1 protein-coding gene is annotated in these 474 nt (G+C 65.8%); it reads left to right on the plus strand.

Going from position 1 to position 474, the window contains the following annotated elements; all coding sequences use genetic code 11:
• Positions 1–474 (plus strand): type I glyceraldehyde-3-phosphate dehydrogenase (locus D5084_RS09045; protein WP_162302410.1); only part of this gene is annotated, 474 nt, incomplete at both ends.

The following is a 474-nucleotide window of genomic DNA, read 5'->3' on the forward strand; positions in this document are numbered from 1 at the left end:
TCCAAGCGGGTGCTGATCTCGGCCCCCGGCGACGGCGCGGACAAGACCATCGTCTACGGCGTGAACCACCACACGCTGACGAAGGACGACATCGTGGTTTCGAACGCCTCCTGCACCACCAACTGCCTGTCGCCCGTGGCCTATGTCCTGAACAACGCCATCGGGATCGAGAAGGGCATGATGACCACGATCCACAGCTACACCGGCGACCAGCCGACGCTGGACACGATGCACAAGGACCTCTACCGCGCCCGCGCGGCGGCCCTGTCGATGATCCCGACCTCGACCGGGGCGGCCAAGGCCGTTGGGCTGGTCCTGCCGGAACTGAAGGGCAAGCTGGACGGCTTCGCCATGCGCGTACCGACGCCGAACGTCAGCGTCGTGGACCTGAAGTTCATCGCCAAGCGCGCGACCAGCGTGGAAGAGGTGAACGCGGCGATCAAGGCGGCTGCCGATGGTCCGCTGAAGGGGATC

The sequence above is a fragment of the Tabrizicola thermarum genome, from assembly GCF_003574395.1.
GTDB classification, from domain to species: domain Bacteria; phylum Pseudomonadota; class Alphaproteobacteria; order Rhodobacterales; family Rhodobacteraceae; genus Tabrizicola; species Tabrizicola thermarum.